The sequence below is a fragment of the Nocardia sp. NPDC046763 genome, from assembly GCF_040645495.1.
In the GTDB taxonomy this organism is placed as follows: Bacteria; Actinomycetota; Actinomycetes; order Mycobacteriales; family Mycobacteriaceae; genus Nocardia.
In genome coordinates this window covers 296116-311144 of record NZ_JBEYYI010000005.1, presented here as the reverse complement: position 1 = coordinate 311144, position 15029 = coordinate 296116, and the positions used below count along the sequence as shown (strand labels likewise).

At 69.1% G+C, this 15029-nt stretch carries 14 protein-coding genes; 2 read left to right on the top strand and 12 right to left on the bottom strand.

Translation table 11 applies throughout. The features are described 5' to 3' along the window. Positions 1 to 303: 303 nt before the first annotated feature. The 5 genes from ABZ909_RS11010 to ABZ909_RS10990 all read right to left on the bottom strand — a co-directional run bounded on the left by ABZ909_RS11010 (position 304) and on the right by ABZ909_RS10990 (position 4557). Positions 304 to 1404 carry an amidohydrolase family protein gene (locus ABZ909_RS11010; RefSeq protein WP_356997759.1) on the bottom strand — a complete coding sequence of 367 codons (1101 nt, stop codon included), beginning with the start codon at positions 1402 to 1404 and terminating at the stop codon, positions 304 to 306. Between the two features lie 57 nt (positions 1405 to 1461). Continuing rightward, the gene (locus tag ABZ909_RS11005; protein WP_356997758.1) at positions 1462 to 2388 is read right to left on the bottom strand and encodes a LysR family transcriptional regulator; all 927 of its coding nucleotides are present in this window, start codon (positions 2386 to 2388) and stop codon (positions 1462 to 1464) included. Positions 2389 to 2635: 247 nt separating this feature from the next. Continuing rightward, positions 2636 to 2785, bottom strand: a complete 150-nt coding sequence (locus ABZ909_RS11000; protein WP_356997756.1) for a hypothetical protein — start codon at positions 2783 to 2785, stop codon at positions 2636 to 2638. A 53-nt stretch (positions 2786 to 2838) separates the two neighbouring features. Next, entirely contained in the window at positions 2839 to 3576 is a 738-nt protein-coding gene (locus ABZ909_RS10995) for an MBL fold metallo-hydrolase (RefSeq protein WP_356997754.1), read from the bottom strand. Positions 3577 to 3609: 33 nt separating this feature from the next. Next, complete coding sequence (locus ABZ909_RS10990) at positions 3610 to 4557, bottom strand: fumarylacetoacetate hydrolase family protein (protein WP_356997752.1); 948 nt, start codon at positions 4555 to 4557, stop codon at positions 3610 to 3612. Positions 4558 to 4637: 80 nt separating this feature from the next. Here ABZ909_RS10990 and ABZ909_RS10985 point away from each other — a divergent pair, with 80 nt between their 5' ends. Beyond that, complete coding sequence (locus tag ABZ909_RS10985; protein ID WP_356997751.1) at positions 4638 to 5045, top strand: TetR-like C-terminal domain-containing protein; 408 nt, start codon at positions 4638 to 4640, stop codon at positions 5043 to 5045. Here the strand turns inward: ABZ909_RS10985 and ffh are convergent. The 6 genes from ffh to ftsY all read right to left on the bottom strand — a co-directional run bounded on the left by ffh (position 4981) and on the right by ftsY (position 13349). Further along, a complete protein-coding gene (gene ffh, locus ABZ909_RS10980; RefSeq protein WP_356997750.1) occupies positions 4981 to 6552 on the bottom strand; it encodes a signal recognition particle protein in 1572 nt (523 codons plus the stop codon). The genes ABZ909_RS10985 and ffh overlap by 65 nt on opposite strands. Positions 6553 to 6671: 119 nt before the next feature. Then, positions 6672 to 6980, bottom strand: a complete 309-nt coding sequence (locus ABZ909_RS10975) for a hypothetical protein (protein ID WP_356997748.1) — start codon at positions 6978 to 6980, stop codon at positions 6672 to 6674. Between the two features lie 197 nt (positions 6981 to 7177). After that, the gene (locus ABZ909_RS10970; RefSeq protein ID WP_356997746.1) at positions 7178 to 9625 is read right to left on the bottom strand and encodes a [protein-PII] uridylyltransferase; all 2448 of its coding nucleotides are present in this window, start codon (positions 9623 to 9625) and stop codon (positions 7178 to 7180) included. 116 nt (positions 9626 to 9741) lie between these two features. Continuing rightward, positions 9742 to 10080: a P-II family nitrogen regulator gene (locus ABZ909_RS10965; protein ID WP_040859831.1), complete on the bottom strand. Its 339-nt coding sequence runs from the start codon at positions 10078 to 10080 to the stop codon at positions 9742 to 9744. 5 nt (positions 10081 to 10085) lie between these two features. Further along, positions 10086 to 11408, bottom strand: coding sequence for an ammonium transporter (locus ABZ909_RS10960; protein ID WP_356997914.1), 1323 nt, complete (start codon positions 11406 to 11408; stop codon positions 10086 to 10088). A gap of 261 nt (positions 11409 to 11669) precedes the next feature. Then, complete coding sequence (gene ftsY / locus ABZ909_RS10955; RefSeq protein ID WP_356997744.1) at positions 11670 to 13349, bottom strand: signal recognition particle-docking protein FtsY; 1680 nt, start codon at positions 13347 to 13349, stop codon at positions 11670 to 11672. A 216-nt stretch (positions 13350 to 13565) separates the two neighbouring features. Between ftsY and ABZ909_RS10950 the strand changes: the two genes are divergently transcribed. Next, positions 13566 to 13955, top strand: coding sequence for a DUF2237 domain-containing protein (locus tag ABZ909_RS10950; RefSeq protein ID WP_326357779.1), 390 nt, complete (start codon positions 13566 to 13568; stop codon positions 13953 to 13955). A gap of 18 nt (positions 13956 to 13973) precedes the next feature. Here the strand turns inward: ABZ909_RS10950 and ABZ909_RS10945 are convergent, their stop codons facing one another. Next, positions 13974 to 14879 carry a hypothetical protein gene (locus ABZ909_RS10945; protein ID WP_356997742.1) on the bottom strand — a complete coding sequence of 302 codons (906 nt, stop codon included), beginning with the start codon at positions 14877 to 14879 and terminating at the stop codon, positions 13974 to 13976. Between the last annotated feature and the right edge of the window lie 150 nt (positions 14880 to 15029).

The following is a 15029-nucleotide window of genomic DNA, read 5'->3' as shown; positions in this document are numbered from 1 at the left end:
CGAAGAGCCTACTGCTGAACCGGGCCCGGCCCGGAGCTCCCGGACGTCAGCAGCTTCACGATCAGTCCGGCCAATACGTCGATCGCCAGGGCTTCGATAGACCCCACGGTCATCTCCTCATCAGGTTGAACAACAAACGTCTGAAGCATGACCGATTCACTTTGGTTGCGCAGCCGAATCGCCAGAACCGTCCGACCGGGCCCTCACCTGCGGCGCATGCGGATCGTGGCGCCGATGGTGGTGCCCGGGTTGTCGGTCAGGCTGACGGCGGTGCCAGCGGGGCAGACATTGTCGCTCGACAGCTCAGCGGTGGGTGGTGACCGGGTCGCGGCGGTCATGGACGCGGCCGCGCAATACCACCCAGGCGGGGGTGGAGAGTGCGGCCAGGTTCTCGCGTGGGTCTTCCTGGTACACAACGAAATCGGCGGGGGCGCCGGGTTCGATGCCCGGGCGGCCGAGCCAGGTGCGGGCGTGCCAGGACGAGGCCCCGAGGGCGTTGTGCGGGGTGAAGCCCGCGCCGGCCAGGGCGGCGATCTCGTCGGCGATGCGGCCGTGGCGGATGGAGCCGCCGGCGTCGGTGCCGGTGTAGATGGGGACGCCGGCCTCGTGGGCCTTGGCGACAGTGGTGCGGGAGCGGCGGTGCAGGTCTCGCATGTGGGCGGCGTAGCCAGGGAATTTGGTTGCGCTGTCGGCGATTCCGGGGAAGGTGTCGATATTGACGAGGGTGGGGACCAGGGCGGTGCCGTGGGCGGCCATCAGGGCGATGGTGTCGTCGGTGAGGCCGGTGCCGTGCTCGATGCAGTCGATGCCGGCGTTCAGCAGGCCGGGCAGGGCGTCCTCGCCGAAGACGTGGGCGGTGACGCGGGCGCCCTCGCCGTGGGCGGCATCGATGGCGGCCTTCAGGATGTCGTCGGACCACAGTGGGGCGAGGTCGCCGATCGCGCGGTCGATCCAGTCACCGATGATCTTGACCCAGCCGTCGCCGCGCCGGGCCTGCTCGGCGATGATCTCGGGGAGATCGCGCTCGTCGTCGAGTTCGATGCCGAGTTCGCGGATGTAGCGCCGGGGTCGGGCAATGTGGCGGCCCGCGCGAATGATGCGGGGGAGGTCGTCACGATCGTCGATGAAACGGGTGTCGATGGGTGAGCCCGCATCGCGCAGCAGCAAGGCACCCGCGTCGCGCTCGACCTCGGCCTGGGCGATCGCGCCCGCCGAATCCTCGTGTCCGCCGCCGTATTTGATGCCCACGTGGCAGTGGGCGTCGACCAGGCCGGGCACGATCCAGCCGGAGGCGTGCACGGTGTCGGCGCCGGGAATCGGCTCGGCGGAGATCAGACCGTCGCGCACCCAGAGGTCGCGGACTTCGTCGTCGGGTAGGACCACGCCGCGGAAATGCAATCGCATGCCCACCTCCTCGCCTGGGACGGTATCTCTCGACGCGAATCCGGGTCCACTATCGCATCAGTCGTCGAGCACGGTGATATCGGTGCGCTCCCGGCACACCTCGCGAATGGCGTCCAGGCCGGCCGCGATCACCGGATGCTCGGCGCTGCCCCGTCGCACCGCGGACAGGTGACGGCGGACCGGGACCGGATCGTCGTGCAGCGGGACGCGCACCACCGCCAGCTCCGGCGGCAGGAACGCGAGCCGGGGCACCAGACTCACCCCGAACCCGTGCGCCACCATGGCCGCCACACCCGGGAAATCGACCGCCTGCCCGGTGATTCGGGGTGTGAACCCGGCGGCGGCGCAGGCGGCCGACACGACCAGGCGATGGGTGATGCGCGCACGTCCGGTGATCCACGGCTCGGCCGCCGCCTCGGTCAGGGCGACGCTGTCGCGCCCGGCGAGCGAATGGCCCACGGGCACAAGCAGATCCACCGGCTCGGCCAGCAGCGGGCGCTGCTCGAAACGCAGGTCGTCGGGCGCGGGGCTGCTGGGTGCGGGCAGCACTATCCCGATATCACTGTCCCCGACCAACAGGGTTTCGAAGCAGTGGGCGCTCTCGTCCTCGATCAGTTCCACGGTCAGCCCCGGATTCGCGTCCCGCAGCCGGGCGGCGGCCGGCGCCACCAGGGCCGCGAGGGCTGTCGGCATCGCACTGATCCGCAACACCCCCGCGATGCCCGCCCGGTGCGCCGCCAGCTCCGCCCGTGCGCTCTCCGCCTGTGCCGCAAGCAGATCCGCGTGCCGCAGCAGCGCGTGCCCCGCGGCCGTCAACTGCACCCTGCGCCCCACCTGCTCGAGCAGTTCGACATCCAGCTCCCGGGCCAGGCCACGCAGCTGCTGCGACACCGTGGACGGCGTCAGATGCAGTGCCGCCGCGGCCGCGGTCACCGTGCCGTGCTCACGCAGTACCCGCAGGGCCTGCAACCGAGGATCGATCATGTGGCAATTCCGAACGATTCGCTACGAAAACTTTCGATGGACCGAGACTACCGCCCCCGCGAAGACTGGCCTCATGACCCGATCGGACCGACCGTGCCGCCACTGCGGCTGGCCCACAGCCCAACCCTTCCAAGTGCTTTCGCGCCACCGCACCTCCGAGGGCATCGTCAGCTATACCCGCTGCGCCTGCGGCACCCTGCGCATGCACCTGTCCCCCGTGGCCTTCAAAATTTGAAGCATGTGATTCTCAGTATCCGTTCACGATTGGGTCGCACATCACCTTGATGGAGGCTCGACCCATGTCATCGTTGTTCGCCCGCAACCGAATTCGCCTGACTGTCGCCGCGTTGGCGATCGGCGCGACCGTCACCACGGTCGGCGCCACGGCCCAGGCCACGCCCGTCTCCCTCGACCAGCCGTCCCCGGCCACGACCGCCGCCCCCGCGGCGATCACGACCGGCCGAAATCACCCAGCAGGCTCGACAGGTCCTTCCGGACCGGCAGCCCATGCCCGGGAACCAGAATCCCGGCCTCCAGCGTGCAGAGCGCGCGGGCGCTCGCGAGCGTCCCCGCCTCATCGTGGTTGAACACGCTCGGAAGAAGTTGCAGACCGGTTTCGAGCGCGAGGGGGTGACCGGTGACCAGGGCGTCACCGGAGAACAGCACACCCTCCGACGGCATCAGATACGCGGTGTGACCGTTGGTGTGACCCGGCGTCGGCACCTCGACGAAACCACCGGGCAGCGCCGCCAGGGTGTCGGCGTCCGCGGATTCCGCGGTAGGCACGGTCATGCCGATGTGACCGACGCAGGCGCGCAGGGTCTGCGCCACCCAGACCGCCCCGCGCCGAGTCCGCAACTGCCGCACCATGTCCACGGGCGTGATCTGCTGCAGGTACTCACGTTTGGCGTGCCGAACCTCCTCGGCGCCGGTGTAGACCGGCACGCCCAGGCGTTCGACCAGGGTCGGAATCGCACCCATGTGATCGAGGTGCGCATGCGTCAGCAGGACCGCGGCGATATCGCCGAGCTCGCGCCCGATCTGGTGCACCGAGCTCAGCAGCGACTCGGTGTCGGCGGGATATCCGGCGTCCACGACGGTCACACCGCGCTCGTCACTGACCAACGCCCAATTGACGTTCGTGCCCGCGACGACGTAGACGGAATCGGAGACCTGGTCGATTTTCACGTACCTGTCCTCAGTGTTGGATTCGGTGGTCGATCAGGGCAGGATTCGATGTTCGATGACGCCGATGCCGTCGATCTCCAGGCGCAGTTCGTCGCCGGGAGCCAGCCATCGGCCCACCTCCATGCCGCTGCCACCGGGCAGGGTGCCCGTGGCCAGCAGCTCACCCGGATACAGCTGCTCGGAGCGCGAGACATGTGCGATGGCCTCACCGAGCGAGAAGCGCATGCCCTCGGTGCCGGTGCGGGACACCGTTTCCCCATTGATCGCCACCGTGGCCGTGAGCCGATCGAGCCGGTTGGCCACCGCCGCACCGGCGACCGCTGTCGCGGACATCGAGCTGACGAAATGCTTGGACTTCTGCGGGCCGAAACCCGACCGCATTTCCGCCAATTGCACATCCCGCGCCGAGAAGTCGTTGACGACCACCACCGCCGCGACCGCGGCCAGCGCCTGCTCCGGCGATGCGTCGCGCAACGGAGCGCCCAGCACCACCCCGAGTTCGAGCTCGAAATCCAGGGCGCGACTGTAGGCGGGCGGCGCGATCGGGACACCCGAGGGCACGATGGTCAGGGCATTGGACAGGTAGTAGATGGGCTGGGCGTACCAGAGCCGGTGCGGCCGGTAGGCCGGGAACGTCCGGCGGGTGAGCGTCTCGAACGCCTGCCCGAGCCGGTATCCGGCCGGCAGGAACCGGCGGGCCATCCCGCGCGCGGCGTCGACGGCATGCTTCTCGTAGAGCATGAAGTCCCGGAACGAGGCCGGGCACACCGGCAGCACCGTGGCCCCGTCGGCGAGGTCCAGGCGCTCGTAGCGGGCCAGCTCGAACTCCTCGGTCCAGGCCGAGGGCACGAGATCGGCTGCGCCGCCATCGGATTCGCCGACCGTCGTCCACCCGCCGCCGGTGTCGATCTGGCGGAGGATGCGCCGCCGGCCGCGGTCGAGGGTGCGGCGCAGGCGCGGGAGCGGGGTGGGTTCGGTCATCGCATCACCGGTTCTGCCGCGTCGGAGGACACCAAGTGGTCACGCAGGAACCGTACCGATAATTCCGGCCACTGCACGGCGTGACCCACGGCGCACGCTTCTGGGCCGAGCGCTATCGCCTCGTGGGACCGATCCGCGCCCGCGCCGCCGAGCGCGGTGAACTCCCGACCGGCACCGACACGCGGATGGCCCTGGAACTGCTCATCGCGCCGATCCGCTTCCGCGCCATGCTCACCCGCGAACCCGCCGGCGCCGACTACGTCGACCGCCTGGCCGGATACGTGACCCGAGCCTTCGGACCCGATCCCGCGCACGACCGAGCGCCCACCCGCATCACCCTGGCAGGACCGCACGATCACCCTTGGCCGGGACCGCAATTCGGCCCCGCCCGGGTGGGGCGGGGCCGAATCAGGTTCGAGCGGATCAGTTCTTGGGGAAGTTCAGCTTCGACAGGTCGAAACCTTCCAGGCCCGGCGGGAGTTCGTTGAGACCGGCGGGGAGGTTGGAGAGGTCGGGCATACCGGCGGGCATGCCGCCCGGGAGGCCGGGCATGCCGGGGAAGCCGCCGCGCACCTTCGGCGGGGTCGGGCCGCGTCCGCCCTTCTTGCCCTTCTTGCCCTTCTTGTTGGTCTTGCCGCCACGGCCTGCGCCCGGCAGGCCGAACTGCCGGGACATCGCGCCCATCATCTTCCTGGCCTCGAAGAACCGGTCGACCAGCTGGTTGACATCGGTCACCGAGACGCCCGAGCCATTGGCGATGCGCAGGCGGCGGGAGGCATTGATGATCTTCGGGTTGGCGCGCTCGGCGGGGGTCATGCCGCGGATGATGGCCTGCACCCGGTCGAGTTGCTTGTCGTCGACCTGGGCCAGCACGTCCTTCATCTGCCCCGCGCCGGGCAGCATGCCCAGCAGATTGCCGATCGGGCCCATCTTGCGGATGGCCAGCATCTGCTCGAGGAAGTCCTCGAGGGTGAGCTCACCCGAGCCGATCTTGCGGGCGGCCTCCTCGGCCTGCTTGGCGTCGTAGACCTGTTCGGCCTGCTCGATCAGGGTGAGCAGGTCACCCATGCCGAGGATGCGGCTGGCCATGCGGTCGGGGTGGAAGACGTCGAAGTCCTCGAGCTTCTCGCCGGTGGAGGCGAAAAGGATGGGCTGGCCGGTGATTTCACGCACCGACAGGGCCGCGCCACCGCGGGCGTCGCCGTCGAGCTTGGTCAGCACGACACCGGTGAAGCCGACACCGTCGCGGAAGGCCTCGGCGGTGGCGACCGCGTCCTGACCGATCATGGCGTCGAGGACGAACAGAGTCTCGTCGGGGTTGACGGCGTCGCGGATGCCCGCGGCCTGCCGCATGAGCTCCTCGTCGATGCCGAGGCGACCGGCGGTGTCGACGATGACCACGTCGTACTGCTTGGCATTCGCCTCTTCGATACCGGCACGCGCCACGTCGATCGGGTCGGAGGCCGATACGCCCAGCGGGTTCTCGCCGCCGCCGATGGAGGTGCCCGGATGCGGCGCGAAGACCGGCACCCCGGCCCGCTCGCCGACCACCTGCAGCTGGGTGACCGCGCCGGGACGCTGCAGGTCACAGGCCACCAGCAGCGGCGTATGCCCCTGTCCCTTCAGCCATTTGGCGAGCTTGCCCGCGAGGGTGGTCTTACCGGCACCCTGCAGACCGGCCAGCATGATGACGGTCGGCGGGTTCTTGGCCAGCCGCACCCGCCGGGTCTCGCCGCCGAGGATATTGATGAGCTCCTCGTTGACGATCTTGACGACCTGCTGCGCCGGATTCAGGGCGCCGGAGACCTCGGCGCCCTTGGCCCGCTCCTTGATCTTGGCGATGAAGCCGCGGACCACGGGCAGCGCCACGTCGGCTTCGAGCAGCGCCAGCCGGATCTCGCGGGCGGTCGCGTCGATGTCCGCCGGCGACAGGCGTCCCTTGCCACGCAGATCCTTGAGGGCACCGGCCAACCGGTCGGAAAGGGATTCGAACACCGATGCTCCTGATCTCGAGGGACGTCACTCGAGATACCAGGGTAGTGGGATCCGCGTGATGCCGTTGCGCCAGGCTCGGACCTGCGCGAACGAGGCGGCACGCCAAGCGGTTCCGGCGGCTATTCCAGCGAGCGGGGACGTGGGCCGGGCCGGCGCAGATCATGGTTCTCGGTGGCGACCATGCCGACCGCCTCGCGGGCGGTGAGGCCCAGTTCGAGGGCCAGCCCGTCGAGCAACGCCCATTCGGCGTCGGAGGGCCCCTGGTCGGCGACGGTGGACGCGATGGTCATCGCGGTCACCGCCTGCTGGCCGCTGAGGGTACGCCCCGGCAGCCAGGAGACCACCCAGCGATCGCCGCCGACGCAGCGGGCGATGTGTGCGGTCAAATCGCTGGTCATCATCGATGCGGACACGACTTCGATTGCCACCGACCTGCTCCCCTCATGCTCGCGACAGCTTGGGACCTCCGGATCGACCTTGCACGCGAATATTAGGGTGTGACTCCGATCACCCGACCGGTATTACAGCAAATTATCTGCAACATTCTAATTAACTGGCAAACGTGCGGTTTGCCAGTTAATCCCAGTTCCTGGCGAACAATGGGGAAACGTCTGGAAGATCCGATTCAGCTGTCCGATTCGAGAGGTTTCTTCGGTTGTTGCGGCGGCACCACCGCCAGCATCGCCGCCTCGACCTCCGCGCGCCGCCCGGGCGTGTCGGTAGCGCCCAGATCCAGGCAGAACGAGTCGATGACCGCCGAACCCATGGTCACCACCTTCGCCCAGCAGACATTCACCCCGGCCTCGGCCAGCGCCGCGGCCAACCGGCTCAGCAACCCGATGCGATCCTCGGCACGCAATTCCAGCAACACCCGGCCCGGATCGGCGGTCTCGTGCCAGAACACCCGCGGCCGCGCCCGCGCGAACGGACTCGGCTGTGTGCCGCCCGCATCGCGCTCCTTGCGGGCCAGCACCGAGGCCAGATCCAGATCGCCGTTGATGGCGCGAATCAGTTCCTGGCGCAGCAGGCCCGGATCCGGCGGATCACCGAAACGCGGTGCCACGACGAAGGTATCGATGGCCGAGGCGCCCACACTGGCGAGTTCGGCCGACAACACCCGCAGCGAGTGCACGGCCAGCACGCCCGCCGCATCGGAGAGCAGACCCGGATTGTCGGGCGCGACCACGGTGACCACATGGTGGTAGCGGTTCTCCCCCGGCTTCAGATCCACGTACACGCCACCGGATTCCGCGCGGGCGCGCAGCTCGTCGGGAATCGGGGTGGGCTCGGGCAGGGCGTCGCCCGCCATGGCCGTGCGGCAGTTGCGCACGAGATCGCCGATGAGCGAGGCCTTCCAGTCGTTCCACACGCCGGGCCCGGTGGCCAGCGCGTCGGCCTCGGCCAGGGCGTGCAGCAGTTCCAGCAACTGCGGGTCACCATCGAGGGCGTCGATCACCATCTTCACGGTGTCGGAATCGGTGATGTCGCGCCGCGTGGCCGTGTCGGGCAGCAGCAGGTGGTGCCGCACCACGCCCGCGAGCGTCTGCACGTCGGAAGGCCACAGCCCCAGGCGATTTCCGATGGAGACGGCCAGCTCCGCGCCGACCACGCTGTGATCCTCGGTGCGGCCCTTGCCGATATCGTGCAGCAGCGCGCCCAGTAGCAGCAGGTCCGGGCGGGCGACCCGGGTGGACAGCGCCCCCGCCTGGGCGACGGTCTCCATGAGGTGACGGTCCACGGTCCAGGTGTGCATGGCATCGCGCGGCGGCAGGTCGCGCACCACACCCCATTCCGGAAAGAGCCTGCCCCACAGGCCCGTCCGGTCCAGCGCCTCCACGGCGTCGACGGCGCCGCGGCCCGTGCCCAGCAGGACCAGCAGGTCGTTGAGGGCTTCCTTGGGCCACGGCTCGCGTAGCTCGGGCGCGTCCTCACCGAGCCGGTTGAGCGTGGTCGCCGACATCGGCAGCCCGGTCTGCGCCGAGGCCGCGGCCACCCGCAGGATCAGCCCGGGATCGCGCTGCGGCCGGGCATCGCGGGCGAGCACCACCTCCCCGGAGTGTTCGACCACCCCCTCATCGAGTGGTCGGCGTACCGGGGCGCGGCGCAAGCGCGCGAGCCCGCGCCGAGGCAGCGCGTTCCCTGCGGTCCGCAGCCCGACATCGGTGGAGTAGCTCACCGTGCGGGCCGCATCACTGAGCGTGCGGGCCAGATCGAAGCGATCCCCGATACGCAGGGCTGCCCCGATCTCGTCGGCATCCTGGGCCCGCAACTGGTCGCGGGCCCGGCCCGCCACCCGATGCAGCTCGGTGCGGACGTCCAGCAGGCGGCGATGCGCCTGCTGCAACCCGCCACCGGGCACATCCGGACCGAGCCCCGGCATGGCGTCGGTCAGTTGTGCGATGGCGAGAGCGTCCAGCAGCTGGATGTCCCGCAGCCCGCCGCGCCCGTTCTTGATATCGGGCTCGGCGCGGTGCGCGACGTCTCCGCTTCTGCGCCAGCGGGTTTGGGCCTGCTCGATCAGGGCGTCGAAGCGGGACCGGATTCCGGCGCGCCAGTCCCGGCGCACGCCGCTGATGAGCAGGTTGCTCAGACCGTCGTCGCCAACGATGTGCCGGGCCTCGAGCATGCCGAGGGCGGCGGTGAGATCGTCGGCGGCCACGCGCAACGCCTGCGGGACGGTGCGCACGCTGTGATCGAGCTTGATGTGGGCGTCCCACAGCGGATACCAGAGGTGATCGGCGACCTCGGCGACCCGCTGCGGGTCGATGTCGTCGTAGAGCAGCACCAGATCCAGATCGGAGTAGGGCAGCATTTCCCGGCGGCCCAGTCCGCCCACGGCGACGAGTGCGAGCCCGCTGTCGGCGGTGATGCCGACCTCGTGGCTCTTGGTGGTCAGCCACAGTTCGTAGAGATCCACCAGCGCTTCCCGCAGCGCCTCGGGGTCCAGACGGGCCGAGCGGCCGTTGGCGCTGTGCTCGGCGAGCAGTTGGTTGCGGGCCCGGACCAGGTCCGAGGCTCCGCCGGAAACCGTCTCGGCCTCGGTTCTGTCGTCGCGTTCCTGCTGGAAACCCACAACCCACCACCCATCTGAATTCAGTTTGTCGCCGCACATGGGGGCGGCCCCGCCACCGCCGGTTCGACACCGACGGTGGCCGGGGCCGCCACTGGTTCCGCTGCTCCGGTTACCGCCTACAGAGCGTCGGAACCGCGTTCGCCGGTGCGCACCCGGACGATGGCGTCGACCGGGGTTACCCAGACCTTGCCGTCACCGATCTTGCCGGTGCGGGCGGCTTCCACGATGACCTCGACGACCTTGTCGACGGAGGCGTCGTCCACGACCACCTCGACCCGAACCTTCGGGACGAAGTCGACGGAGTACTCCGCACCGCGGTAGACCTCGGTGTGGCCCTTCTGGCGGCCGTAACCCTGAACCTCGCTGACGGTCATGCCGAGCACGCCCGCCTGCTCCAGGCCGGTCTTCACGTCCTCCAGGGTGAACGGCTTCACGATCGCAGTGATCAGTTTCATTTTCGTCATGCCTCCTTGACGGCGGCGGTGCGCGCCGCACCACCCACAGCAGCGAAATCGTATGCCGTTTCAGCGTGATCCGACTCGTCCATGCCCACGAACTCCTCTTCCTCCGTAGCGCGGAGGCCGATCGTGAACTTGATGGCGAAGGCGATGATCAGCGTCATGATGAACGAGAAGGCAAGCACCACACCGGCTCCCACGGCCTGACGCCACAGCTGGTTGAAACCGCCGCCGTAGAACAGACCCGCGACACCGGCCGGCGCCTCCTTGGTGGCCACCAGGCCGACCATCAGGGTGCCGATGATGCCGCCGACCAGGTGGACGCCCACCACGTCGAGCGAGTCGTCGAAGCCCAGCTTGAACTTCAGGCCCACGGCCAGGGCACAGGCGGCGCCGGCGACCGCGCCGATGGCCAGCGCGCCCAGCACGTTCACCGAGGAGCAGGACGGGGTGATGGCGACCAGACCCGCGACGAGGCCGGACGCGGCGCCCAGCGAGGTGGCGTGGCCGTCACGGATCTTCTCCACGAGCAGCCAGGCCAGCATGGCGGCACAGGTCGCGAAAGTGGTGGTCAGGAAGGTCGAACCCGCGGTGCCGTTGGAGGACAGCGCCGAACCGGCGTTGAAGCCGAACCAGCCGAACCACAGCAGACCGGCGCCGAGCATGACGAAGGGCAGGTTGTGCGGACGCATCGGGGTCTTCGGCCAGCCCTTGCGCTTGCCGAGGACGAGGCACAGCGCCAGACCCGCGGCACCGGCATTGATGTGGACGGCGGTACCACCGGCGAAGTCGATCACGTGCAGCTTGTTCAGGATCCAGCCACCCTCGTGGATGACATTGCCGTCGGAATCGGTGGCGTTGCCGTCGAAGACCCAGTGCGCGACCGGGAAGTAGACGACGGTGGCCCAGACCGCGGCGAACAGCGCCCAGGCGCCGAACTTCAGGCGATCGGCGACCGCGCCGGAGATCAGGGCGACGGTGATGATCGCGAACATCAGCTGGAATGCCACGAACACGGTCATCGGGATGTGGGTGTTGCCGGCCAGCGGGATACCGACGACCTTGGTCGGATCGGGATCCGACACCGCGTCGGGACCGATCAGGCCCTTGAGACCGAAGAATTGCTTCGGGTTGCCGATCAGTCCGAACTTGTTGTTGCCGAACGATGCCGAGAATCCGTAGATCGCCCACAGCACGCCGACGATGCCCATGGCACTGACGCTCATCATGATCATGTTGAGCACGTTCTTGCTACGGACCATACCGCCGTAGAAGAACGCGAGCCCAGGGGTCATCAAAAGCACCAGTGCTGAACTCGCCAACATCCAGGCCGTGTCGCCGGTGTTCGGCAAATCAACGATGGGGTACGCCACCTTTTGTCCTCCTCATCTCTGGCCCCGCAGCAACCTGCGAATAAGCCTGCAATGAGATTCACCAGTCGGTGTTTCAGCCGTGATCCTGCGGCGTTTCGCGTAGGTGAACGGGTGAGCTTGCAGTGTTGCGGTCACGTTTCCGGAACCGCACCGCTGTTACGGCGACATGGTGAGGATGATGTTGATTTCGGTATCGGCGCTGTTCAGTAGCCGTTAGCCGAGCAGGGCGTCGACGAAGGCGCCCGGTTCGAAGGGTGCGAGGTCGTCGGCGCCCTCTCCCAAACCGACCAGTTTGACCGGAACGCCCAGCTCATGCTGCACCTGGAAGACGATGCCGCCCTTGGCGGTTCCGTCCAGCTTGGTCAGCGCGACACCGGTGATGTCCACGACGTCGGCGAAGACCCGTGCCTGCATCAGGCCGTTCTGGCCGACCGTGGAATCGAGCACCAGGATGACCTCGTCAACCGCGGCCTTCTTCTCGACCACGCGCTTGACCTTGCCCAGCTCGTCCATCAGGCCGGTCTTGGTGTGCAGGCGACCCGCGGTGTCGATGAGCACCACGTCCACGCCGCGATCGATGCCGGCCGACACCGCGTCGAAGGCGACGGCCGCGGGATCCGCGCCCTCCTTGCCGCGCACGGTCTCCGCGCCGACGCGCTCACCCCAGGTCTGCAGCTGATCGGCGGCCGCGGCGCGGAAGGTATCGGCCGCGCCCAGCAGCACGCGGCGGCCGTCGGCCACCAGCACCCGCGCCAATTTGCCCGTGGTGGTGGTCTTTCCGGTGCCGTTCACACCCACGACCAGCAGAATCGACGGGTGATCGGCGTGCGGTAGGGCACGGATGGAACGATCCAGCTCGGGTCGTAGCGCGTCGACGAGCACCTCGCGCAGCAGGGCGCGCGCGTCGGCGGCGGTGCGGATGCTGCGGGCGGCCATCTCCTGGCGCAACCGCTCCACGATGGCGGCGGTGCTGGCGGTACCCAGGTCGGCCATGACCAGGGTGTCCTCGATCTCCTCCCAGGAGTCCTCGTCCAGATCGCCACCGCCCAGCAGACCGAGCAGTGACTTGCCGACGGCGTTCTGGGAGCGGGACAGGCGACCGCGCAGCCGGATCAGGCGGCCCGCCGTGGGCTCGATCTCGGCGATGGCCGGGGCCGAAGCCTCGGCCAGGGGAGCGGTTGCGGGCGCGGCGGCAGGCGCGCCCGCGTGTGCGGCAATGGCGGCCTCGGCGGCGGCGGCCACCTCGGCGGCGGCGACGGCGGCCTCCGCGGCCTCCTCGGCGGCGGCCTCTTCCGAGGCGGGCTGCTCGACGACATCCCCGGCGGCCGTGCCGGCCGCGGTCTCACCGGCCTGCCCGGCGGCCTCGACGGCCGCGGCTCGGGCACTGTCCTCGGCGCTCTCGGCCGACTGGGTGGCCACATCACCCGCACTGGCGGCCTCGGCGGCCGGGGCGGATTCGGTGTCGACGGGCTCTGCGGGCGTGACGGGCTCGGCGGGCGTGACGGGCTCGGCGGGCGGAGCGAGCTCGGGGCCCTGGACCGGGTCGGGGAGGCGGACATTGGTGATGCTGCGTTTGGCGGCGTCACGCGGGACGGCGGCGTCGTCGCCGACGTGCGGCTGCCCCTCGTCGTCCGTGCGTTCGGGCGGGAGCGGCTGCGGCCTGGGTTTGCCGGCGGGCGCCTTCTCGCGCTCGGCGGTGCCGCTGCCCTGGCTGAAGTTGAATCCGCTCGAGGCCTGATATCCGCCGGACCGGTCGGTCACCTCCTTGGTCTCGGTGACCTCCGGGGTCAGCGAGATCCGGCGACGCTTGTTCAGGGCATAACCGGCCACCAGCGCCACGAGCAGCACCGCCGCGATCGCGGCGATGAGAATCCACAGTTCAGCAGTCGTCACACCCCCATCCTTTCAGAGGCACTTGTATTGCCGGATTCACATACCTACCGACGTGTCGGGGAGCAGTGTCGCCTATCACACGGCTATGCCGTGTGATGCGGAGACACGCCGGGGCGGGGCCTGGAAATCCCAGCAGCTACCAACCGGTCTGCTCTAGAACGTGCCACAGTGCGGAAGGAGCGGCGAATGCGACACCGAGACAATAGGATCGGCGACGTGACCGATCGAAATGTGCTTGGGGGACCGCTGGAGGAGTGTGGCACCGATCCTCTCACCGGCTTCTACCGGGACGGATGCTGCAGCACCGGTCCCGAGGATTTGGGCAGCCACACCGTCTGCACCGTGGTGACGGCGGAATTCCTGGAGCACCAGAAGTCGATCGGCAACGACCTCGTCACTCCGCGGCCCGAGAACAACTTCCCGGGCCTGCAGCCGGGCGACAGGTGGTGCGTGGTGGCCGTGCGCTGGCTGCACGCCCACGAGGACGGGGTGGCCGCGCCGGTGGTGCTGGCGGCCACCCACGAGAACGCCCTCGAAGTGGTGCCCATGGAAACCCTGCGCAAGTACGCCGTCGACGTCCCCGACGACGTCAGCGACCTGCTCTGAGACCCTGCCGCAGTCGGCTCACCCGCCGGTGCGCAGCTCGTCGTCGCTACCCTTGCGCAGCAATGCCTCTGTGGCGCTGCGCAATTCGACGCGGGCCGCACACAGCTGCGGGTCCGAGGCGAAGGCCACGCGGTCGGCGCCGGCGTGCAGGGGGCCGTTGAGGACCTGCAGGGTGATGGAGCCGGCGACGGCGCCGAAGAACAGGGCGATCAGGGCGGGGCGCTCACCGGCCAGGGCGAGTGCGAGCGCGGCCTGACCGCCGAAGACGGCCGCGGTGGCCGCCGAGACCACCAGCGAGTGGGTCATGTCGGCGCGCAGCGCCTCGCCCTCGTCGTAGGCGTCCACCACGGCGATGCCCAGGCCCAGCACCACCAGGTCGGCCGCGATCACCGACAGCATGGCCGTACGCGGCAGGACATTGAGCCCCAACAGGATCAGGGCCGCGCTGAGCCCGAGCAGCAGCGCGCCGATGGTGAGCAGGCCGCCCGCCGACCGCCGCGAATCCTCGGACCATTCGGCGTGCTGTCCCAGCATCCCGAGCATGGTGCCGAGCAGCGCCAGCAGCGTGAGCGCGCCGAGCAGGTATCCGGCGGGCAGGAAGCCGCCCGCGGCGGGCATGGCCAGTAGTGCGCACAGCGGCAGCAGCCCGATCCGCCACCAGCGGTCCACGCGCTCGACGGCGCCGAGGGGCAGCAGCCGCACGAAGACTCCACTGAAGGCCAGCACGGGCGCGCACACCAGCACGATCCGCAGACCATCGAACCAGGAGCTGCCGCCGGCCAGCCGATCCGCCACCACCGCCGCGGCGAACGCCAGCAACCCGATGGCAGCCCTGCGTAACAACGGCTTTCGCGGATCCCGCGCCAGTAGATACAAACCGAGCCACCATGCGACACCGAACGTCGCGGCCGACACCCAAACCACGCAGGGAGCGTACTTCCCCACTGGCCCAATGCGGGTCCATACGAAGACACCGGATATGGCCTTCTACCAGTATTTTTCGCCTCCGCACCCGCCTCGTCACACCTTCGCATCCGTTCGGACACACCCAGGTCACGAAGTGCCCCAACGGCT